Source organism: Pseudomonas sp. IT-196MI5, from assembly GCF_949767415.1.
GTDB lineage: Bacteria > Pseudomonadota > Gammaproteobacteria > Pseudomonadales > Pseudomonadaceae > Aquipseudomonas.
In genome coordinates this window covers 356,377-378,064 of sequence record NZ_CATKPZ010000011.1, presented here as the reverse complement: position 1 = coordinate 378,064, position 21,688 = coordinate 356,377, and the positions used below count along the sequence as shown (strand labels likewise).

At 61.2% G+C, this 21,688-nt stretch carries 20 protein-coding genes; 11 read left to right on the top strand and 9 right to left on the bottom strand.

What is annotated here, in order from left to right:
• Positions 1-181 precede the first annotated feature (181 nt).
• Together ACM6IK_RS09260 and ACM6IK_RS09255 are read right to left on the bottom strand one after the other, a co-directional pair.
• The gene (locus ACM6IK_RS09260) at positions 182-685 is read right to left on the bottom strand and encodes a L,D-transpeptidase family protein (protein WP_414874063.1); all 504 of its coding nucleotides are present in this window, start codon (positions 683-685) and stop codon (positions 182-184) included.
• Between the two features lie 109 nt (positions 686-794).
• Positions 795-1,346, bottom strand: a complete 552-nt coding sequence (locus tag ACM6IK_RS09255; RefSeq protein ID WP_008016748.1) for an NUDIX hydrolase — start codon at positions 1,344-1,346, stop codon at positions 795-797.
• Positions 1,347-1,493: 147 nt separating this feature from the next.
• Here ACM6IK_RS09255 and ACM6IK_RS09250 point away from each other — a divergent pair, with 147 nt between their 5' ends.
• The 10 genes from ACM6IK_RS09250 (at position 1,494) to tadA (ending at position 11,017) form a co-directional block, all read left to right on the top strand.
• Positions 1,494-2,093 (top strand): CoA pyrophosphatase, encoded by a 600-nt coding sequence (locus ACM6IK_RS09250; protein WP_414874062.1) that lies wholly within the window; start codon positions 1,494-1,496, stop codon positions 2,091-2,093.
• Positions 2,094-2,146: 53 nt separating this feature from the next.
• A complete protein-coding gene (locus tag ACM6IK_RS09245) occupies positions 2,147-2,671 on the top strand; it encodes a gamma carbonic anhydrase family protein (RefSeq protein ID WP_414874061.1) in 525 nt (174 codons plus the stop codon).
• Positions 2,668-2,883 (top strand): DUF1289 domain-containing protein, encoded by a 216-nt coding sequence (locus ACM6IK_RS09240; protein ID WP_414874060.1) that lies wholly within the window; start codon positions 2,668-2,670, stop codon positions 2,881-2,883. Before ACM6IK_RS09245 ends, ACM6IK_RS09240 begins: the two co-directional genes overlap by 4 nt.
• A 242-nt stretch (positions 2,884-3,125) precedes the next feature.
• Complete coding sequence (locus ACM6IK_RS09235; protein ID WP_056721198.1) at positions 3,126-3,593, top strand: VUT family protein; 468 nt, start codon at positions 3,126-3,128, stop codon at positions 3,591-3,593.
• 77 nt (positions 3,594-3,670) lie between these two features.
• Entirely contained in the window at positions 3,671-4,852 is a 1,182-nt protein-coding gene (gene purT, locus ACM6IK_RS09230; protein ID WP_218429477.1) for a formate-dependent phosphoribosylglycinamide formyltransferase, read from the top strand.
• A 185-nt stretch (positions 4,853-5,037) separates the two neighbouring features.
• Positions 5,038-5,586 carry a sugar ABC transporter ATPase gene (locus ACM6IK_RS09225; protein WP_414874059.1) on the top strand — a complete coding sequence of 183 codons (549 nt, stop codon included), beginning with the start codon at positions 5,038-5,040 and terminating at the stop codon, positions 5,584-5,586.
• A 209-nt stretch (positions 5,587-5,795) separates the two neighbouring features.
• Positions 5,796-7,265 carry an IMP dehydrogenase gene (guaB, locus tag ACM6IK_RS09220; RefSeq protein ID WP_414874058.1) on the top strand — a complete coding sequence of 490 codons (1,470 nt, stop codon included), beginning with the start codon at positions 5,796-5,798 and terminating at the stop codon, positions 7,263-7,265.
• A gap of 99 nt (positions 7,266-7,364) precedes the next feature.
• A complete protein-coding gene (gene guaA / locus ACM6IK_RS09215) occupies positions 7,365-8,942 on the top strand; it encodes a glutamine-hydrolyzing GMP synthase (protein ID WP_414874057.1) in 1,578 nt (525 codons plus the stop codon).
• Positions 8,943-9,143: 201 nt separating this feature from the next.
• The gene (locus ACM6IK_RS09210; RefSeq protein WP_414874056.1) at positions 9,144-10,520 is read left to right on the top strand and encodes a multicopper oxidase family protein; all 1,377 of its coding nucleotides are present in this window, start codon (positions 9,144-9,146) and stop codon (positions 10,518-10,520) included.
• Complete coding sequence (gene tadA, locus ACM6IK_RS09205; protein ID WP_414874055.1) at positions 10,520-11,017, top strand: tRNA adenosine(34) deaminase TadA; 498 nt, start codon at positions 10,520-10,522, stop codon at positions 11,015-11,017. The genes ACM6IK_RS09210 and tadA overlap by 1 nt, the downstream gene beginning before the upstream one ends.
• Positions 11,018-11,131: 114 nt before the next feature.
• Here tadA and cmoB read toward each other — a convergent pair whose 3' ends face one another.
• The 7 genes from cmoB to ACM6IK_RS09170 form a co-directional block, all read right to left on the bottom strand.
• Positions 11,132-12,088: a tRNA 5-methoxyuridine(34)/uridine 5-oxyacetic acid(34) synthase CmoB gene (cmoB, locus tag ACM6IK_RS09200; protein ID WP_414874054.1), complete on the bottom strand. Its 957-nt coding sequence runs from the start codon at positions 12,086-12,088 to the stop codon at positions 11,132-11,134.
• Positions 12,085-12,864 carry a carboxy-S-adenosyl-L-methionine synthase CmoA gene (gene cmoA, locus ACM6IK_RS09195; protein ID WP_414874053.1) on the bottom strand — a complete coding sequence of 260 codons (780 nt, stop codon included), beginning with the start codon at positions 12,862-12,864 and terminating at the stop codon, positions 12,085-12,087. Before cmoA ends, cmoB begins: the two co-directional genes overlap by 4 nt.
• A gap of 153 nt (positions 12,865-13,017) precedes the next feature.
• Entirely contained in the window at positions 13,018-13,653 is a 636-nt protein-coding gene (locus ACM6IK_RS09190; protein WP_414874309.1) for a lysoplasmalogenase, read from the bottom strand.
• 2 nt (positions 13,654-13,655) lie between these two features.
• Entirely contained in the window at positions 13,656-14,048 is a 393-nt protein-coding gene (locus tag ACM6IK_RS09185) for a protease inhibitor I42 family protein (RefSeq protein ID WP_414874052.1), read from the bottom strand.
• Positions 14,049-14,331: 283 nt separating this feature from the next.
• Positions 14,332-16,749 carry an endopeptidase La gene (gene lon / locus ACM6IK_RS09180; RefSeq protein WP_414874051.1) on the bottom strand — a complete coding sequence of 806 codons (2,418 nt, stop codon included), beginning with the start codon at positions 16,747-16,749 and terminating at the stop codon, positions 14,332-14,334.
• A 316-nt stretch (positions 16,750-17,065) separates the two neighbouring features.
• Positions 17,066-19,477, bottom strand: coding sequence for a glucose/quinate/shikimate family membrane-bound PQQ-dependent dehydrogenase (locus ACM6IK_RS09175; protein ID WP_414874050.1), 2,412 nt, complete (start codon positions 19,475-19,477; stop codon positions 17,066-17,068).
• Positions 19,478-19,692: 215 nt separating this feature from the next.
• The gene (locus ACM6IK_RS09170; RefSeq protein WP_414874049.1) at positions 19,693-21,075 is read right to left on the bottom strand and encodes a carbohydrate porin; all 1,383 of its coding nucleotides are present in this window, start codon (positions 21,073-21,075) and stop codon (positions 19,693-19,695) included.
• 304 nt (positions 21,076-21,379) lie between these two features.
• Here ACM6IK_RS09170 and ACM6IK_RS09165 point away from each other — a divergent pair, with 304 nt between their 5' ends.
• Positions 21,380-21,610: a VF530 family DNA-binding protein gene (locus ACM6IK_RS09165; RefSeq protein WP_414874048.1), complete on the top strand. Its 231-nt coding sequence runs from the start codon at positions 21,380-21,382 to the stop codon at positions 21,608-21,610.
• The last annotated feature ends 78 nt before the right edge of the window (positions 21,611-21,688 follow it).

Genomic DNA, 21,688 nt, shown 5'->3' with positions numbered 1-21,688 from the left:
GGAGCCTGCTCGCGATAACGGCCTGTCAGTCACAGGCTCGGGGGTGGTCTGAAGTGGTAATAGAGGCAGGGATTTTGAAGGCAAGGATCGCAGCCTGCGGCAGCTCCTGCGGGATTGGCATCAATCCGGCAGGCTACGATCTTTTTTATTTGTTTTTTCGGGCGACCAATGGTCGTGGGGATTACGGGCGGATTTCGATCATCGTGCCGTCCGGCACCAGGTTCCAGACTTCGCGCATGTCCATGTTGCGCATGGCGATGCAGCCGTCAGTCCAGTCCAGGGTGTGGAACAGGTCTTCCGGGGTGTCTTCGCTGTCCGGGGTGCCGTGGATCATGATCATGCCGCCGGGCTCGACGCCTTCACGACGGGCGCGGGCCGAGTCGCTGATGTTCGGGTAGGAAACGTGCATCGCCAGGTTGAAGCGGTCGCTGGTCTTGCGCCAGTCGACCCAGTAGAAGCCTTCCGGGGTGCGTTTGTCGCCTTCCATCAGCTTCGGCCCCTTGGGACGCTTGCCCAGGGAAATGCGATAGGTCTTGAGCGGCTTGCCGTCATTGATCAATTGCAATTGATGGGAAGACTTGAGAATCAGGACTTTCTCGATGACCTTGCCGTTCAGGGTTTCCACGGCAGAAGCCTCGGACAACGCGACGAACGACAAACAGAACAGGGCAAGCAACCAGCGCATTGAAACGATTCCCCAGGAGGTGTCGCGACTATTTATGTATAGAAGTTTTTGCAGGCTCGTGCCGCGTCCGGGCGGTCTTTCGACGCCTTTGAGTGATGCCGATATGACATCAGATAATGGCAGGCTGAGCAAGTGGCGGGATCGATTCAGACCGTACGGGGTAGACCTCGGTCCGCCGGTCAGCGAAGAAGCATTCTAAGGTACGGCCCACCGTGCGGAAAGCCAGCTCATCCCATGGAATGTCCGCTTCGTCGAATAGTTGCACTTCCAGGCTCTCGGGGCCGGCAGAAAAGTCCAGGTCGGCCAGCTCGGCGCGGAAGAACACATGTACCTGGCTGATATGCGGCACGTCGATCAGGGTATAGATGCTCAGGTTGCGCACCCGGGCGCAGGCTTCCTCGGCGGTTTCGCGAATGGCGGCCTGTTCGATGGTCTCGCCGTTTTCCATGAAACCGGCGGGCAGGGTCCAGTAGCCGCGACGTGGCTCGATGGCCCGCCGGCACAACAACACCTTGGTGCCCCAGGTCGCCACGCAACCGGCGACGATGTTGGGGTTCTGGTAGTGAATGGCCTGACAGCTGTCGCAGACAAAACGCAGGCGCGAATCGCCTTCGGGAATGCGTTGGGTCACCGGGTTACCGCACTGGCTGCAAAATTTCATGCTGGGGTTCCTGAATGCTGCGCCTATCTTGGCGTGCGGCAGTGTCTGTCGGCAAGTTGTCGTTTCGCGACATGGGGCTGTTGCGGGGGTTGGGCGACCGCAGCGATTGGTGCATGATGCCGGGTAGGGCACAGATCGAGAACACTCATGCTGGACGAGCTACTGCATCGGGTTAGCAACCACACACCAAGCACATTGGAGACCGACCGTCGTTTTCCCGAGGCCGCGGTGCTGGTGCCCATCACCCGCAGTGACGAGCCCGAGTTGGTGTTGACCCTGCGTGCCAGCGGCCTGTCGACCCATGGCGGTGAAGTCGCCTTTCCCGGCGGGCGTCGTGACCCTGATGACCCGGACCTGATTTTCACCGCTCTGCGCGAAGCCGAAGAAGAGATCGGCCTGCCGCCGGGGCTGGTCGAGGTGATCGGCCCGCTCAGCCCGCTGATCAGCCTGCATGGCATCCAGGTCACGCCCTATGTCGGAGTGATCCCGGATTATGTCGAATACCGGGCCAACGATGCAGAGATCGCCGCGGTGTTCAGCGTGCCTCTGGAGTTCTTCCGCAAAGACCCCCGCGAACATACCCATCGCATCGATTATCAGGGCCGCAGCTGGTACGTGCCGAGCTATCGCTATGGCGAATACAAGATCTGGGGGCTGACGGCGATCATGATCGTCGAGTTGATCAACCTGCTGTATGACGCCAAAATCAGCCTGCACCAGCCTCCCAAAAGCTTTATCAATACCTGAAGCCATCGTTCGAATGGTTTGAACCTGCCTGCCTGAGCCTTGAGGACAACACGATGAAATACCGCCTGGGCGACGCCCGCGTCGAAACCCATCCACAGAGCTGGGTCGCACCCAATGCCGTGCTGGTGGGCAAGGTCAAGCTGGAAGAGGGCGCCAACGTCTGGTTCAACGCCGTATTGCGCGGCGACAACGAGTTGATCCTGATCGGCAAGAACAGCAACGTCCAGGACGGCACCGTGATGCACACCGACATGGGCTACCCGCTGACCATCGGCACCGGCGTGACCATCGGGCACAACGCCATGCTTCACGGCTGCACTGTCGGCGACTACAGCCTGATCGGGATCAACGCGGTGATTCTCAATGGCGCGAAGATCGGCAAGAACTGCATCATCGGCGCCAACTCGTTGATCGGCGAAGGCAAGGAAATTCCGGACGGATCGCTGGTCATGGGTTCGCCCGGCAAAGTGGTGCGCGAATTGACCGAGTCGCAAATCAAGATGCTGGAGGCCAGCGCTGCTCACTACGTGCACAACTCGCAGCGCTATGCCCGCGACCTGGCCGAGCAGGAACAATGAGCGCCACCGAGCGCCCGGTGGCATCGCCCTGCGTGAACATTTGTGCGCTGGACGACGATGATATCTGCACCGGTTGCCAACGCACGGTGGAGGAGATTACCCGCTGGAGCCGCATGACCAACGACGAGCGACGCAAGGTGCTGGGGTTGTGTCATGAGCGGGCCAAGGCCAGTGGGTTGCTCTGGATGTTGCCTTCCAGGTCCGATAACTGAATTGTCAGGGCTTTTTGTGGCGAGGGGGCTTGCCCCCGTTGCGCTGCGAAGCAGTGCCAAATCCTTCAATCAAATTCTGTCTGACTAACCTGGCCGGCTGAATTTACGACTGCTGCGCAGTCGAACGGGGCGATGCGGCGTTCCGACAAGCCCCCTCGCCACAAAATCGCCTCGCCACAGGTTATTTGTGTACCGAAGATGAAGTACTCTGTGCACAAAATTGACAGGTACTTTCACCGCCCATGCTCTTCCTGATCGCCTACATCAGCAGCGTCGTGCTGATCAACTATGCCTTTTCCACCGCCCCCCACCTGGACATCATCTGGTCGGCGTGGGGCGGGCTGGTGTTTGTGTTGCGCGACATGGTGCAAGCCCGGTTCGGGCATGGCGCCCTTGCGGCGATGCTGGTGGCGCTGGTGTTGTCCTATGTCACCTCCGATCCGTCCATCGCCCTGGCCAGCGCCACGGCGTTCGCGGTTTCCGAGTGCATCGACTGGCTGGTGTTCAGCATCACCAAACGCCCGCTGCATGATCGCCTGTGGATAAGTTCGGCCCTGAGCATTCCCCTCGATACCTTTATCTTTTTCGGCATGATCGACGCCCTGACGCCGGGGGTGATCCTCACCGCCCTGGGTTCGAAGTTCGCCGGGGTCACCGCCGTGTGGCTGATCATGGCCTGGCGCCTGCGCAAACAGGCTGTCGTCAGCTGAAGTTCATGTAAAATGCCGCGCTTTCTCCCCATGGGAAGCGTGCTTCCCTCGATGATCCGCTTCTTGAGGACCTTCAGATGACCCGTATCGGAACTCCATTGTCGCCCACCGCGACCCGCGTATTGATGTGTGGCTGTGGCGAGTTGGGCAAGGAAGTGGTGATCGAGCTGCAACGTCTGGGCGTTGAAGTGATTGCCGTGGACCGCTACGCCAATGCGCCGGCCATGCAGGTGGCGCACCGCAGCCACGTGATCAACATGCTCGATGGTGCGGCCTTGCGTGCTGTGATCGAAGCCGAGAAGCCGCACTTCATCGTGCCGGAAATCGAAGCCATCGCCACCGCGACCCTGGTGGAACTGGAGGCCGAAGGTTTCAACGTGATCCCGACTGCCCGCGCCGCGCAATTGACCATGAACCGCGAAGGCATCCGTCGTCTGGCCGCTGAAGAACTGGACCTGCCAACCTCGCCGTACCATTTCGCCGACACCTTCGAGGACTACAGCAAGGCCGTCGAGGACCTCGGTTTCCCATGCGTGGTCAAGCCGGTCATGAGTTCCTCGGGCAAGGGCCAGAGCCTGTTGCGCAGCGTCGATGATGTGCAGAAAGCCTGGGACTACGCCCAGGAAGGTGGTCGTGCCGGTAAAGGTCGGGTGATCATCGAAGGCTTCATCGATTTCGACTACGAAATCACCCTGCTGACCGTGCGTCACGTTGGCGGCACCACTTTCTGCGCGCCGGTCGGCCACCGTCAGGAGAAGGGTGACTATCAGGAATCCTGGCAGCCGCAAGCCATGAGCCCGATTGCCCTGGCCGAGTCCGAGCGTGTCGCCAAAGCGGTGACCGAAGCCTTGGGTGGCCGTGGTCTGTTCGGCGTCGAGCTGTTCATCAAGGGCGATCAGGTGTGGTTCAGCGAAGTCTCGCCGCGCCCGCACGACACCGGCCTGGTGACCCTGATTTCCCAGGACCTGTCGCAGTTCGCCCTGCACGCGCGAGCCATTCTCGGTCTGCCGATCCCGTTGATCCGTCAGTTCGGGCCATCGGCCTCGGCGGTGATCCTGGTGGAAGGGCAGTCGACCCAGACCGCTTTCGCCAACCTGGGCGCGGCCTTGAGCGAGCCGGATACCGCGCTGCGCCTGTTCGGCAAGCCTGAAGTCAACGGCCAGCGCCGCATGGGCGTAGCCCTGGCGCGCGACGAGTCGATCGAAGCCGCCCGTGCCAAGGCGACCCGTGCTGCGCAGGCGGTTGTCGTAGAGCTGTAAAAACAGCTATGGCGGGCCTATACCTTCTATAGGCATCGCGCCATTGCTTTACCTGTAGGAGCGAGCCTGCTCGCGATGGACTCAAGAACACCGCGGGGAACCCAGACTCCCTGCGTTATCGTTAACGACCATCGCGAGCAGGCTCGCTCCTACAGGTCATTTATCAATGCTTCAGGCCTGTACCCATGAATTCCCAAAGCATCATCGTCCCGAAAATCTCCACCCTGCCGATACACGAGCCCCGGGCCCGGGCGGTCGTGCGCTGGCTGGTGCGCAAGAACATCGTCCAGGAAGAACTGACCACTTGCGGCCGCACCGGCAATCGCATGGGCCATGCCATCGCTGAAGGTGCGCGCGCCGTGGTCCTGCACCCGCAGGCCCTGCCGTTCGGCGAAGCGGTCAATGGTCTGGAGATCGTCACCAAGCGCTGCATCTATACGCCGGCCAAAGGTTTTCTTGGCGAAGCGGGCTGTGCCGAGTGCCGCAAGGAAGTCGGCGAAGCCCTGTTCGAAAGCCTGGAAGACTGGATGCCGGGGCGCACCGACAACTTCACCTGCCCCGAATGCGGGCATGAAGACGACATCAACGGGTTTCTGTTCCTGCAGGAATGCGGCTTCTCCAACCTCGGTTTCATCTTCAACAACTGGGCCGAAGCCGGGTTCAAGCAGAGCTTTCTCGACGAATTCGCCGATTGGCTGGATCAACCGGTCAGTTGGGTGAAGGTCGAGCTGTAACTCACGATCGACACCGACCTTTGTAGGCGCTGGCTTGCCAGCGAATCAGGCGATCCGGTCTGTCTGATGCACCGCCTTCGCTGGCAAGCCAGCGCCTACAAAAGCCCCGTCGATCACTGCGTCAATAATAGACAGAGTTTTACATTGAACCCGAGGGGGTGTCTGACTATAATGGCGCGCTTCCATTTTCCCGCTCGGGAGCCCCCGCGATGCTGCGTATCAGCCAAGAAGCTCTGACATTCGACGACATTCTCCTAGTGCCCGGTTATTCCGAGGTGCTTCCTAACGAAGTCAGTCTCAAGACCCGCCTTACCCGTGGCATCGAGCTGAATATTCCACTGGTTTCTGCTGCCATGGACACCGTTACTGAAGCCCGTTTGGCAATTGCCATGGCTCAGGAAGGTGGCATCGGTATCATCCACAAGAACATGACCATCGAGCAGCAAGCTGCCGAAGTGCGCAAGGTCAAGAAGTTCGAAGCCGGCGTTGTCAAGGATCCGATCACCATCGAGGCTGACGCCACGGTGCGTGACCTGTTCGAACTGACCCGCATGCACAACATCTCCGGCGTTCCGGTACTGCACAATGGCGACCTGGTCGGCATTGTCACCTCCCGTGACGTGCGTTTCGAGAACCGCCTGGAAGCCACCGTTCGTGAAGTGATGACGCCTAAAGAGCGTCTGGTCACGGTCAAGGAAGGCGCCAACAAGAATGATGTGCGTGAGCTGCTGCACAAGCACCGTATCGAACGCGTACTGATCGTCGACGACAAATTCGCCCTCAAAGGCATGATGACTGTCAACGACATCGAAAAAGCCAAGGCTTACCCGCTGGCCAGCAAGGACGATCAAGGTCGTCTGCGTGTCGGCGCCGCTGTGGGTACCGGTAAAGATACTGGCGATCGCGTTGCTGCGCTGGTCGCTGCCGGCGTTGACGTGGTGGTGGTCGACACTGCCCACGGTCACTCCAAAGGCGTGATCGACCGCGTTCGCTGGGTCAAGCAGAACTTCCCTGAAGTGCAGGTGATCGGCGGCAACATCGCTACCGGCGCAGCGGCCAAGGCCCTGGCCGAAGCCGGCGCTGACGCAGTCAAGGTCGGTATCGGCCCTGGCTCGATCTGCACCACCCGTATCGTCGCCGGTGTCGGCGTGCCGCAAATCAGTGCCATCGCCAACGTCGCCGCTGCCCTTGAAGGCACTGGCGTGCCGTTGATCGCCGACGGCGGCATCCGTTTCTCCGGTGACCTGTCCAAGGCCATCGTGGCCGGTGCTTCCTGCGTGATGATGGGCTCGATGTTCGCCGGTACCGAAGAAGCGCCGGGCGAGATCGAACTGTTCCAGGGGCGTTCGTACAAGGCTTATCGCGGCATGGGTTCGCTGGGCGCCATGTCGCAGGCCCAGGGTTCCTCCGACCGTTACTTCCAGGACTCCTCGGCAGGCGCCGAGAAGCTGGTTCCGGAAGGTATCGAAGGACGTGTTCCGTACAAGGGCACCCTGAGCGCGATCATCCACCAGTTGATGGGCGGCCTGCGCTCCTCGATGGGCTACACCGGTAGCGCCGACATCGAAGAGATGCGCACCAAGCCTGAGTTCGTGCGGATCACCGGTGCCGGCATGGCCGAGTCCCACGTTCACGACGTGCAGATCACCAAGGAAGCGCCAAACTACCGCGTAGGTTGAGCCTTCAAGCAACAAGCTAAGCAACCGGGGCTGTTTTATTCAGCCCCGAGTTGTTTCTGAATCACGACTGTTTCCGAATTTTTTAGACGAGACTGAATCATGGCCCTCGACATTCACGCTCACCGCATCCTGATCCTCGACTTCGGTTCCCAGTACACCCAGCTGATCGCCCGCCGCGTGCGTGAAATCGGCGTGTACTGCGAACTGCACCCGTTCGACATGGACGAAGATGCGATCCGCGAATTCGCTCCTAAAGGCGTCATCCTCGCCGGCGGTCCGGAGTCGGTTCACGAAGCCAACAGCCCTCGCTGTCCGCAAGCCGTCTTCGACCTGGGCGTACCGGTCTTCGGTATCTGCTACGGCATGCAGACCATGGCCGAGCAACTGGGCGGCAAGGTTGAAGGTTCCGAGCTGCGTGAGTTCGGTTACGCCCGCGTTGACGTGGTCGGCAAGAGCCGTCTGCTCGACGGCATCGAAGACCACATCGACGCCGATGGCCTGTTCGGCCTCGACGTATGGATGAGCCACGGTGACAAGGTCACCCGCATGCCGGAAGACTTCCACATCCTGGCCAGCACCCCGAGCTGCCCGATCGCCGGCATGTTCAGCGACGAACGTCGTTACTACGGCGTGCAGTTCCACCCGGAAGTGACCCACACCAAGCAGGGCGGCCGCATCCTGTCGCGCTTCATCCTCGAGATCTGCGAGTGCGAAGCACTGTGGACCCCGTCGAAGATCGCTGAAGACGCCATCGCCCAGGTTCGCGCCCAGGTCGGCACCGACAACGTCCTGCTCGGCCTGTCCGGCGGCGTGGACTCGTCCGTGGTTGCCGCACTGCTGCACAAGGCCATCGGCGACCAGCTGACCTGCGTATTCGTCGACAACGGCCTGCTGCGTCTGCACGAAGGCGAGCAAGTGATGGCCATGTTCGCCGAGAACATGGGCGTCAAGGTGATCCGCGCCAACGCCGAAGAGCAGTTCCTGGGCAACCTGGCCGGCGAAGCCGACCCGGAGAAGAAACGCAAGATCATCGGCCGTACCTTCATCGACGTGTTCGATGCCGAATCCTGCAAGCTGGACAACATCAAGTACCTGGCCCAAGGCACCATCTACCCGGACGTGATCGAGTCGGCTGGCGCGAAAAGCGGCAAGGCCCATGTGATCAAGTCGCACCACAACGTGGGCGGCCTGCCGGAAGAAATGAACCTCAAGCTGGTTGAACCGCTGCGCGAGCTGTTCAAGGACGAAGTCCGTCGTCTGGGCCTGGAACTGGGCCTGCCGTACGACATGGTCTACCGTCACCCGTTCCCGGGCCCGGGCCTGGGCGTGCGCATCCTCGGTGAAGTGAAGAAGGAATACGCCGACCTGCTGCGTCGCGCCGACCACATCTTCATCGAAGAGCTGCGCAAGGCCGACTGGTACCACAAGGTCAGCCAGGCGTTCGTGGTGTTCCAGCCGGTGAAATCGGTAGGCGTGGTTGGCGATGGCCGTCGTTACGCCTGGGTCGTGGCCCTGCGTGCCGTGGAAACCATCGACTTCATGACTGCGCGTTGGGCACACCTGCCTTACGAACTGCTGGAAACCGTCAGCGGCCGCATCATCAATGAAATCGAAGGCATCTCCCGCGTCACCTACGACGTGTCGAGCAAGCCGCCGGCGACCATTGAGTGGGAATGATCCCGCGCCAGCCCTGAGGGCTTGAGTGGCGGATAAAAAGCCGTGTGAACGAGAGTTCACACGGCTTTTTGCATTGCCGCGGGACCTTCCTGCGGCCCGTCGTCACGCCCACTTTGCTGTTTCTTTCACAATTGCGGGTGTATCGTATTCGCCTTTTGCGGGCCTGGGGCCTGCCGCAATTCATGTGAGGTAGTTGAGTTCATGTCCTTTACCCGTCGCCAATTCCTCGGTGGCCTGGCCGGTCTTGTTGTCGTTGGTGTCGGAGCCGGTGGCGCGTCGCGTTACTGGCTGGGCAAGATGGCCGACGCTGACGCCGGCCACGACTATGAGCTGATCGCCGCCCCGCTGGACGTCGAACTGGTGGCCGGGCACAAGACTCAGGCCTGGGCGTTCGGCCCATCGGCGCCGGGCACTGAGTTGCGCGTGCGTCAGGGCGAATGGCTGCGGGTGCGCTTCATCAACCACCTGCCGGTGGCGACCACCATTCACTGGCACGGCATTCGTCTGCCGCTGGAAATGGACGGTGTGCCGTACGTCTCGCAATTGCCGGTGCTGCCGGGCGAGTACTTCGACTACAAATTCCGCGTGCCCGACGCCGGCAGCTACTGGTATCACCCACACGTGAACAGCAGCGAAGAACTCGGTCGCGGACTGGTCGGCCCGTTGATCATCGAGGAGCGCGAGCCCAGCGGTTTCAAATACGAAAAGACCTTGAGCCTCAAGAGCTGGCACGTCGATGAAGAGGGCGCGTTCGTCGCGTTCAGCATTCCTCGCGAAGCAGCCCGTGGCGGTACGGCGGGGGGCTTGTCGACCATCAACGGTGTGTCACAAGCGGTGATCGACTTGCCCGCCGGACAGATCACCCGCGTACGCCTGCTCAACCTCGACAATACGCTGACGTATCGTCTCAATATCCCTGGCGTCGAAGCGCAGATCTACGCGCTGGACGGCAATCCGATTGAACCGCGCCCACTGGGCAAGGAATACTGGCTGGGTCCTGGCATGCGCATTTGCCTGGCGATCAAGGCCCCGCCGGCCGGTGAAGAGCTGTCGTTACGCAACGGTCCGGTGCGCCTGGGCACGTTCCGTTCGGTGGCCAATACCGATGCGCCGACCGAGTGGCCACCGGCGCTGCCGGCCAATCCGATCGCCGAACCGGACCTGGCCAACGCCGAGAAACTCAACTTCAATTTCGAATGGGTAGGCTCGGTGTCGGTCAATGTCGACAACGGCAAGCCGCCGAGCCTGTGGCAGATCAACGGCAAGGCCTGGGACATCAGCGACAAGACTTGCGCTGATCGACCGATTGCCAAGCTGGAAAAGGGCAAGAGCTATATTTTCGAATTGAAGAACATGACTCAGTACCAACACCCGATTCACCTGCACGGCATGAGCTTCAAGGTCATTGCCTCGAACCGGCACAAGGTCATTCCGTATTTCACCGACACCTACCTGCTGGGCAAGAACGAGCGCGCGCAGGTGGCGCTGGTGGCGGATAATCCTGGCGTGTGGATGTTCCACTGCCATGTGATCGATCACATGGAAACCGGCCTGATGGCCGCCATCGAGGTGGCGTGATGCGTCAGATTCGTCCCGCCGCCATCATCGACCGCAGCCGTGATCGCGAATTCATGCACGAAGCCCTGGCACTGGCGGCCCAAGGCGCGGCCCTTGGCGAAGTGCCGGTGGGCGCTGTACTGGTACAGGACGGGGAAATCATCGGGCGCGGTTTCAATTGCCCGATCAGTGCCAGTGACCCGAGCGCTCACGCCGAGATGGTTGCCATCCGCGCCGCCGCCCAGGCCGTGAGCAACTACCGCCTGCCGGGCAGCACGCTGTATGTGACCCTGGAGCCGTGCAGCATGTGCGCAGGCCTGATCGTGCATTCGCGGATTGCGCGGGTGGTGTACGGCGCGCTGGAGCCGAAAGCCGGGATCGTGCAGAGCCAGGGGCAGTTCTTTACCCAGGGCTTTTTGAATCACCGGGTGTTGTATGAAGGCGGGGTGCTGGCGCAGGAGTGCGGGGCGGTGCTGAGCGAGTTCTTCAAGGCCCGCCGCGCAAAATCCGCAGACTAAACACCGAACCCCTGTAGGAGCGAGCCTGCTCGCGATGGTGTATCAGCTACATTGATGCCGACTGACACACCATCGCGAGCAGGCTCGCTCCTACAGGGATCTCCGTCGGGACAATTATTTGCGGGCGACGATGACCGCCCGCATCGGCGCCGGCAAACCTTCAACGGTCTTGCTGTGATCCTCGGGATCGAGGAAGTCACTGAGCGACTGATACTTCATCCACTCCGTCCCGCGCTGCTCCTCGACCGTGGTGGTGCTCACGTCCACGCACTTCACATCGGTGAACCCTGCGCGACGCAACCACAACTCCAGCGCCGGCACCGACGGCAGGAACCACACGTTACGCATCTGCGCGTAACGGTCTTCCGGCACCAGCACCTGGTGTTTGTCGCCTTCGACGACCAGGGTTTCCAGCACCAGTTCACCGCCCTTGACCAGGCAATCCTTCAGCGCCAGCAAATGTTCGATCGGCGAGCGGCGGTGGTAGAACACGCCCATGGAAAACACTGTGTCGAAACCTTCGAGGTTTGGCGGCAGGTCTTCGAACGGGAAGGGCAGGTGCCAGGCATTCGGCTCGGACAGGTAACGCTGCACCGCCTGGAACTGACAGAAGAACAGCCAGTTCGGATCGACACCGATCACACTGTCGGCACCGGCGCCGAGCATGCGCCACATGTAGTAGCCGTTGCCGCAACCAACATCGAGGATGCGCTTGCCCGCAAGGTCCAGATGCGGGGCGACCCGCGACCATTTCCAGTCCGAGCGCCATTCGGTGTCGACGTGCACGCCGAACAGGTCGAACGGCCCTTTGCGCCATGGCGACAGGCCCATCAATGCGGTGCGCATTTGCGCGCGGGTTTCATCGTCGCAATCGGTGTCCAGCTTCAGGCCATTGAGCAAATCGACTTCGCTCGGCTGGATCTTCGGCAGGGCGTCCAGCGCGCTTTGCCAGCGCTCCAGATCGCCATGACCTTTTTCCATTTTCTTGTCGAGTTGTGCCTGCAGGGTGTTGGCCCAGTCGGCCAGCGGGGTGCCGGCCAGACGGCGGGCGAGGGGGGACAGATCAATCATGGCAAGGCAATCAACGAGGCAAAGTTAAGACACTGGAACCACGGCACGACTTTCGAGAACCCGGCGGCCAGCAGGCGTTCGCGGTGTTCTTCGAGGCTGTCGGGCTTCATGACGTTTTCGATGGCGCTGCGTTTCTGGGCGATTTCCAGTTCGCTGTAGCCGTTGGCGCGTTTGAAGGCCACGTGCAGATCGGTCAGCAGCGCGTGCTCCTCGGCATCGTTGAAGCGCAGTTTCTCCGAGAGAATCAGCGCACCGCCGGGCAGCAGCGATTGGCGGATGCGCGAAAGCAACGCCAATCGCTGGTCCGGGGCGATGAATTGCAGGGTGAAGTTCAGCGCCACCACCGAGGCCGGTTGGAACTCCAGCGCGAGAATGTCGCCTTCGATCACCTCGACCGGCAGCAACTCCTGGAACATCGAATCCTGACCGTTGAGGTACTCGCGGCAGCGTTCGACCATCGCCGCCGAGTTATCCACAGCGATCACCCGGCAACCGTCGGTGCGCACATGTCGGCGCAGGGCCTGGGTCACGGCACCCAGCGACGAGCCCAGGTCGTAGAGCACGCTGCCCCGCTGTGCGAACTGCGCGGCAAGCACGCCGAGGTTTTCGACGATGGTCGGATAACCCGGCACCGAGCGCTTGATCATGTCCGGGAACACCCGCACCACGTCCTCGTTAAAGGCGAAGTCAGGCACCTGGGCCAAAGGCTGGGCGAAAAGGCGATCGGATTCTTTGCTCACGGCGGTTCCAGCGGTGCAGGTGGAAAAGGCCGGCATTTTAGCCAAGTTGGCGCGCGGATGCGCGGGTTGTCTGATAAAGCGCCAAGCAGCCTGCAAAGTCTATGTGTCCAGTGATATTGCTATCGCGAGCAAGCTCGCTCCCACAGGTACAGCGCTATCCCTGTGGGAGCGAGCTTGCTCGCGATGGGGTCAGCGCGGTTTCTGAGCGAACGCCGAGGCAGTGATCCCCCATTGCCCGAGCCAGTAACTGAGGATGATCACATAAGGCGCGGCATCGAACGGCACCACAAACCGACTGATGCCGATCACGCTGTCGGAGAACACGAATGCCACTGCGCCCGCCGCCGCCAGCAGCGCCGAGCGTTTGGGCACATCGGTCCCGAGTCGGGCCAGGGCGCGCCAGAGCATGGCGCTGATCGCCGTGCCATAGACAATCACCGGCACCAGCAATGGCCCGAGGCCGTTGGAAATCAAAATCCCCAGCAGGACAGCACCGACGCCGAGGGCCAGCACCAGCGGCAGCACGGCCAGGCGTCGGCAATCGCTCAGATAAGCCTTGAGATAAGCCAGATGCGCAACCAGAAACGCCCCGAGGCCGAACACGAACAGATCCCCCGGCCACGCCAGCAGTACATCGCCGACCAGGGAGAAAATCAAGCCCAGGCTGATCCAGCGCCGATATTCGCCGGGTGGTGCGTCATGCAGCCAGCCGAGCAGGGCCAGCACCGGCAGCGGCTTGACCAGCAGGCACAGCAGCGAGGCATGTACGCTCAGGCCGTAAAGAAAGGTCACCGCGCCCATCAGCGCCAGAATCAGCCAGCCCACGGTCAGTTGACCGAGATTGCGCAGTCGAACGAATCCACCGGCAGCACTTCCGGTGCCCACGGCTGTTGCGAAGTCAGGCGCAAGCGCCCGGTGCCGGTCGCGAAGGCTTGAAAACGCCAGGTCGAGACCCCGGCCGCGCCGACGATGCCGGCATCTTCCGGGTTTCGATAAACCTCTGGCCCCAGGGCGTGTAGTACGCCACCAGCCGAATCCTGGATCGCCCAGCGATAACCCGTGGTCGGGTTGCTCGGCAGGGTCAGGATCAGGTTTTGCCCGTTGTTGAGCTGCACCGGGCATTCGCTTTGTTTTTCCACGGTCACGTTGTGCGCAGGTTGCGTGGCACACGCGGCCAGCAGAGCGAGGGCGAGGGGGGCAAGCAGGCGAATGGGGGACATAGGCTCAGGGGCTCCGGCGTTCACGACGAACGGCGAGCATACCCGAGATGAGACAAACTGTGACAGCCAGCCTTGGACAGTGGTGCCAGAGCTGCCGCCATCGCGAGCAAGCTCGCTCCCACAGGGTTTTGCAGTGAACACAAAATTTGTGAACACCACCGATCATTGTGGGGAGCAAGGCCCACACAGGTTTTTTGCAGTGAACACAAAATGTGTGAGCACCACTGACCTCTGTGGGAGCGAGCTTGCTCGCGATAGCGGCAGTACAGACGCTACAAAAGCATCAGAACAACACCTTAGCCACATCCGCAAAGCGCTTGGCAAAATGCACGGTAATCCCGTCCTTCAGATACTCCGGTAGTTCCTCGAAATTGCCCCGGTTCGCCTCCGGCAGAATCAGCTCGAATATCTTCTGCCGCCGCGCCGCAATCACCTTTTCCCGCACCCCGCCAATCGGCAGGACATGCCCGGTCAACGTCAACTCACCGGTCATGGCCACGCCTTTTTTCGGCGGTTGGTTGCGCGCCAGCGACAGCAGGGCACTGGCCATGGTCACGCCGGCGCTCGGGCCGTCCTTCGGCGTGGCGCCTTCCGGCACGTGCAGGTGGACGAAGGCTTCGTCGAAGAATTTCGGATCGCCGCCATACGACTTCAGGTGCGAGCTGACGTAGCTGTAGGCGATTTCCGCCGATTCTTTCATCACGTCACCCAGTTGCCCGGTCAGCTTGAACCCACGGTTGAGGGTGTGGATGCGTGTGGCTTCGATTGGCAGGGTCGCACCGCCCATGCTGGTCCAGGCAAGGCCAGTGATCACGCCGACACCCGACAGCACCTGCTCGTTGCGGAACACCGGTTTGCCAAGTGAGGTTTCGAGGTCTTTGGGGCCGAGCTTGATCACGGCTTGCGGCTCGTCGAGCAGTTTCATCACCGCTTTGCGCACCAGTTTGCCGAGGTTTTTTTCCAGCTGACGCACACCCGCTTCACGGGCATAACCGTCGATCAGGGCCTTGAGCGCGCTGTCGCTGATGCTCAGGCTGCCCTTGGACACGCCGGCTTTCTCAAGCTGCTTGGGCCACAGGTGACGCTTGGCGATGGCGACTTTTTCTTCGGTGATGTAACCCGACAGGCGAATCACTTCCATTCGGTCCAGCAACGGGACGGGGATCGAATCGAGGGTGTTGGCGGTGCACACGAACAGCACTTTCGACAGGTCCATGCGCAGGTCGAGATAGTGGTCGAGGAATTCGACGTTCTGCTCAGGATCGAGGGTTTCCAGCAGCGCCGAGGCGGGGTCGCCCTGGTAGCTCTGGCCCATCTTGTCGATCTCGTCGAGCATGATCACCGGGTTCATCACCTCGACGTCCTTCAACGCCTGCACCAGCTTGCCCGGTTGTGCGCCGATGTAGGTGCGGCGATGACCCTTGATCTCGGCTTCGTCACGCATACCGCCAAGGCTGAAGCGATAGAACGGCCGGCCCAGGGATTCGGCGATGGATTTGCCGACGCTGGTCTTGCCCACGCCCGGCGGACCGACCAGCAATACGATGGAGCCGCTGATCTCGCCTTTATAGGCGCCGACCGCGAGAAATTCTAGGATGCGGTCCTTGATGTCATCGAGGCCGGCGTGGTGTTTGTCCAGCACCTTGCGCGCGTACTTGAGGTCGAGTTTGTCCTCGCCGTAGATGCCCCACGGCACCGAGGTCGCCCAGTCGAGGTAATTGCGGGTGACCGCATACTCGGGCGAGCCGGTTTCGAGCACCGACAGTTTGTTCATTTCCTCTTCGATGCGTTTCTGCGCTTGTGCCGACAGCACTTTACCGGTCAGCCGCTGTTCGAACTGTTCGAGATCGGCACTGCGGTCATCCTTGGTCAGTCCCAGCTCCTGCTGGATGACCTTGAGTTGCTCCTTGAGGAAGAACTCACGCTGATGTTCACCGATCTTGCGATTAACCTCGGCAGAAATCTCTTTTTGCAAGCGCGCGACTTCGACTTCCTTGCGCAGCATCGGCAGGACTTTTTCCATGCGCTTGAGCATGGGCACGCAGTCGAGGACTTCCTGCAGCTCACTGCCAGTGGCCGAAGTGAGGGCGGCGGCGAAGTCGGTCAGCGGCGACGGGTCGTTGGGGCTGAAGCGGTTGAGGTAGTTCTTCAGCTCTTCGCTGTACAACGGGTTGAGCGGCAGCAGTTCCTTGATCGCATTGATCAGCGCCATGCCGTAGGCCTTGACCTCGTCGGTCGGCTCGGTGGGCTGGTGCGGGTATTCGACTTCCACCAGGTACGGCGGGCGGTGATGCTTGAGCCAGGTCTTGAGGCGTACGCGGGTCAGGCCCTGGGCGACGAACTGCAGTTTGCCGTTTTCGCGGCTGGCGTGGTGCACCTTGACCAACGTGCCGTACAGCGGCAGGGCCGAGGTGTCGAAGTGGCGCGGGTCATCCTGGGGCCTGTCCATGTAGAACAGGGCCAGGGAATGGTGTTCGGACTTGGCCACCAGATCGAGCGTCTCGGCCCAAGGCTCTTCGTTGACGATGACCGGCAGGACCTGGGCCGGGAAGAACGGTCGGTTGTGGATCGGGATGATGTAGACCTTGTCCGGCAGGTTCTGGCCGGGCAAGGCCAGGCCTTTTCCGGGTTTGTGCTGTGGGGCGTTTTCCGGATGGGCGTATTCGCTCGGGTCTTCGGGGAATTCCTGCTGGTCGCTCATGGGGGCACCTGCGCAATGGGTATGGGTCTTAGATGGGGCAGGTTGGCGGTGGTTTCAACGGTCATTTTCTGCAACGCGGTGTTTCAATGGCGTGTTCAGCGCAGAGACAGGTTAGCTGGATTTTGCGGCGACACTATCCCCTGTGGGAGCGAGCTTGCTCGCGATAGCGGTCTGACAGTCACTACAAAGCTGTCTGTCATGCCGTCATCGCGAGCAAGCTCGCTCCCACAGGGGGCATGTGGTGTTTTGAAATCTGTGACCATAAAAAAGGCGACACCTGTGAGGGCGTCGCCTTTGTTTTGACTGCCGCTAAAGCTTACTCGGACAGTTTGTACGCAATCACATAGTCACCCATTTTGGTGCCCAGTGAGCCGTGGCCACCGACGACCAGTAGCACGTACTGCTTGCCGTCCTTGCCGGTGTAGGTCATCGGCGTAGCCTGACCGCCAGCCGGCAGGCGCGATTTCCAAAGTTCGTTGCCGGTGTTGACGTCATAGGCACGCAGGTATTGATCCAGCGTGCCGCTGAGGAAGCCGACGCCGCCGGCGGTGACTATCGAGCCGCCCATGCTTGGCACGCCGAGTGGCAGGCCGATAGGCAATGGCGAGCTGTCGCGGCTGGTGCCGTTCTTGCGTTTCCACACGACTTTGTTTGTGGTCAGGTCGATGCCGGCCACGTAGCCCCAGGCCGGAGCCTGGCACGGTACGCCGAACGGCGACATGAGCGGGTGCATGATCACCGCGTAAGGTGCGCCCGTGTTCGGTTGCACGCCCGCTGTTTCGCTCTCGCGCTTGCTGCCGGCCGCGACTTCGGCGCGAGGCACCATTTTCGAGACGAAGGCCATGTAGTTCGGGCTGGTGAACAGCATCTGGCGAACCGGGTCGACCGAAACTCCGCCCCAGTTGAAGACGCCGACGTTACCCGGATAAATCAGGCTGCCCTGTTCCGACGGTGGGGTGTACTGACCGTCGTAACGCAGTTCCTTGAACTGGATGCGGCACAGCATCTGGTCAAACGGGCTGGCGCCCCACATGGCTTTTTCGGTCAGTTCCGGGGCCAGCAGGTTCAGGTCCGAACGGGCCTGGGTCGGTGCGGTGTGGTCGCCTTTCACGGCGCCTTGCGGAGCCGGGATTTCCTTGATCGGGATGATCGGCGTGCCGTCACGACGGTCGAGGACGTACAGGCTGCCTTGCTTGGTCGGCTGGATCACAGCCGGCTTGATGCCGTCGGCGGTTTTCATGTCCAGCAGGGTTGGCTGGCTGCCGACGTCCATGTCCCACAGGTCGTGGTGAGTGAATTGGTAGTTCCAGCGTACCTTGCCGGTGGCCAGGTCCAGCGCGACCAGGCCGGCACTGAACTTCTCGGCGCCCGGGGTGCGGTCTGCGCCCCACTGGTCAGGGGTCTGGTTGCCCAGTGGCAGGTAGACCATGCCGAGTTTTTCGTCGACGCTGGCCAGCGACCACATGTTGGCCGAGTTGCGGCTGTAGTGTTCGCCCTCTGGCAGCGGTTCGGTCGCGTCGGGATTGTTGCTGTCCCAGTTCCACACCAGATGACCGTCGTGTACGTCAAAGGCACGGATCACGCCGGATGGCTCGTTGGTCGACTCGTTGTCGGTGACGTGGCCGCCCATGATCACCAGGTCACGGGTGATCGCTGCCGGCGAGGTGGCGTAGTAGCCACCGGGGGTGAACGGTCCGATGCCTTGAGTCAGGTCAACCACACCGTTTTTACCGAAACCTTCGCAGACCTTGCCGGTGTCGGCGTTGAGTGCGATCAGGCGTGCATCGGCGGTTGGCAGGTACAGACGACGTGGACAAGCCTGGGCAACGGCTTTGCCGGCCTCGGAGATGACCGCGGAGGCAGCGTTTTCAGACTTGGCGTAGGCCGCTTCGTCGTAGTACGACACGCCCCGGCAAGTCATGTGGGCGAAGCCCTTGAAGCCTACCGGGCTCTTGATCTGCGGGTCGAAACGCCACAGTTCCTTGCCGGTGTCCGGGTCCAGCGCCAGCACCTTGCTGTGGGCGGTGCAGGCATAGAGCATGCCGTTGGCCTTGAGCGGGGTGTTTTCGTTGGTCAGTTCCACCGGGTCACCGGCGGTTGGCAGATCGCCGGTCTGGATACGCCAGACTTCTTGCAGCTTGCCGACGTTGGCCGGGGTGATCTGCTTGAGCGGTGAGTAGCGGTCACCGAATTCGCTGCGGCCATAGGCCTGCCAGTCGCCTTCGGGCATCTGCGGCGCAGTGCTGGTCATGTCAGCCGAGTCACGACCCAGTTCGCCGAAGGTTTCGCCCGGATGGGTGAACTGGCTGGCCACGGCGGTGACACCGGCCAGGGCCACGGCCACGCTCAAGGCGCCAGTGCCCATAGGGGCAGGGCCATTGATCAGCAATGGACGACGGAACCACGGCAGCAACATCACCACACCGAGGGCGAACCACAGCGCCAGGCGTGGCACCAGTTGCCACCAGTCCAGGCCGACTTCCCACAACGCCCAAACGGTGCTGGCGAACAGCACCAGCGCGTACAGGCCCAGCGCGGCGCGGCGGGCGGCGATCAGCAACACGCCGCTCAGCGCGATGCCGATACCGGCCAGCAGGTAATACAGCGAGCCGCCGAGCATGCTCAGCTTGATCCCCCCGGCCAGCATGGCCAGGCCCATCAGTAGAAGCAGAATGCCGAGCAGGGTCGGCCATAGACGGCTTCGACTCGAGGCACTATCAGTGCTCATAGTGTGATTCTCCGTGACGTTTCAAGTAGTCCTGCGCAAGTTCACTGTAGATGACGATCCGGCGCGGGCAGGGTTCAGATAAAACTGGTGTGGTTTACGCATACCCCTGTAGGAGCGAGCCTGCTCGCGATAGCGGTGGGTCAGGCAACATCAATGTTGGCTGTGATGGCCTCATCGCGAGCAGGCTCGCTCCTACAGGGTTTTTTCGGTGTTTTTTAGAACGACGACTGGACCTTGATCCCGCCGATCAGCGCGTCATCGACCTCGTTCACGCCACCGGGATGGCGGATGTATTGCAGGTTCGGGCGCACGGTCAGCCAGTGGGTCACGTGCACGCCGTAGTAGAGTTCGGCGCTGTATTCGGTGTCTTGAGGCGGCAGGAAGGTCGGATTGTCGAAATCGAAGACTGCGTTGGCCTGGTTGGTTGCCTCGGCATTCTTGCGAAAGGCCGGGTTGACGTGGACGCGGGCCATGGCGAAACCGATGTCGTCCCGGGCGCGCGCGTCGAACGGGCCTTTGTAGACGAGGCCGGCCTGGACGTAGTTGTCGATCGCGTTGGTCTTCTTGTCGTGCATCGTGCCGTTGGCAAACAGGCTCAGGCCGCGGGAGTGATCGCTGGCGAGGCTGGTGACCTGCTGCTGAAGGACCAGCCAAACGCCGTGCTTGCTCGAGGCGCTGCGGTAGGCTTCGCCAGTCAGGGCGGCAGGCTGGCCATTGCTGTCCTTATAGACGTCGGTGGCGTTGGCGCTGCTGTAGTAGTAACCGGCGCGGTATTCGCCCGGCAGGCCGTTGAGCTTCGGCGTCCACACCAGTTCCACCGGCAGGACCGCGCCCTGGGTGCCGCTGCCGCTGAGCTTGAAGCCGTTGTTGCGATCCAGGTTCGACGAGTTCTGCTCATACGCGCCGATCTGCGCGTACAACTGCGGTGTCAGGTGATACTTGACCCGCATCGCCCACTGGCTGACCGGCCAGTTGTACCAGATGTCACCCGCCCAGTTGCCGACCTGGGATCCGCAGAACGCCAGGTTCTGGAAGTCGCAAGGGAAGCTGTTGAAATCTTCGCCTTCGCCGAAGCGACCGACCTTGATGTCGAGTTTCTCGTCGAAAAATTTCTGCTGATACCACATCTGCGTCAGGCGCCAGGTCTGGCCGCGGCCCCAGACTTCCTGGGCGGAGGTGAAGCCGCCGACACGCGGGTCGTTGATGCGGTCGTTGCTGATGTTGTTGCCGTTGCGTTCAGTGATGGTCAACTGGAACTCGGCGTCATCCCAGCCGAGGATCTTCTGCAAGTCCAGGTGGGTACCCAGGGCGAACTGGTCGCTGTAGCGGGCTGTGCGGTCGTGGTCGTAGCCGCCGTGCAGATTGCTGCCCATTTCACCGGTGTAATCGACTTTGAAGTCGTAGCCTTTTTCCGCGAGTTCTGTGCGAGTGCCGTTCCAGTCACCGAGCATCCACGGTGAATCGCTGTCGAAGGCAGGCGCCGCCTGAACGCAGGAGGCAAGGCCCAGCGCGGTGAAACCACCGATCAGGGGCAAGATGTTTCGATGGGCAGCAGTTGCAAAGACAGCGCTGTCTCGCAAAGATTTAAAGTCAGGCATAGAGACGGAATTCTTGATCTTTTTCTGGGGGATAAACGGAAAGCAGCAGGCGTGAAGCGAAAGCAGAAGCGTTTCAGCAGGCAGCGGGGCGCAAGGATAATGTTCCGTTACAAATAGAGAAAGGGCTTTTACTGACATGCATCGTTTCGGATTTGGTAACAGTGACAAAAGATCGCAGCCTGCGGCAGCTCACAGGATACGGATTCCACTGCAGGAGCTGCCGCAGGCGGCGATCTTTTCCGTTTCACCTACATTTAACGTAAGGTGCGCGGCTTCCAATTCCCACTCTGCTCGAAGGCCCGGCATGACCGAATACAACACCGATCCGTTGCATGGCGTAACGCTGGAACAGATCCTCAATGCGCTGGTTGAACATTACGAGTGGTCGGGGTTGGCCGAGCGCGTCGATATCCGTTGCTTCAAGAGCGACCCGAGCATCAAGTCGAGCCTGACGTTCCTGCGTAAAACCCCATGGGCGCGAGAAAAGGTCGAACGCCTGTATGTGAAGTTGATGCGCACCAAACGACCGCTGTGAGCAGGGTCAATCCGTCCGTATTTCGCCGCCGTTTTGTGGCTGTGGCTGCCACGCTCGGCTGGGCGGGATTGAGCATCC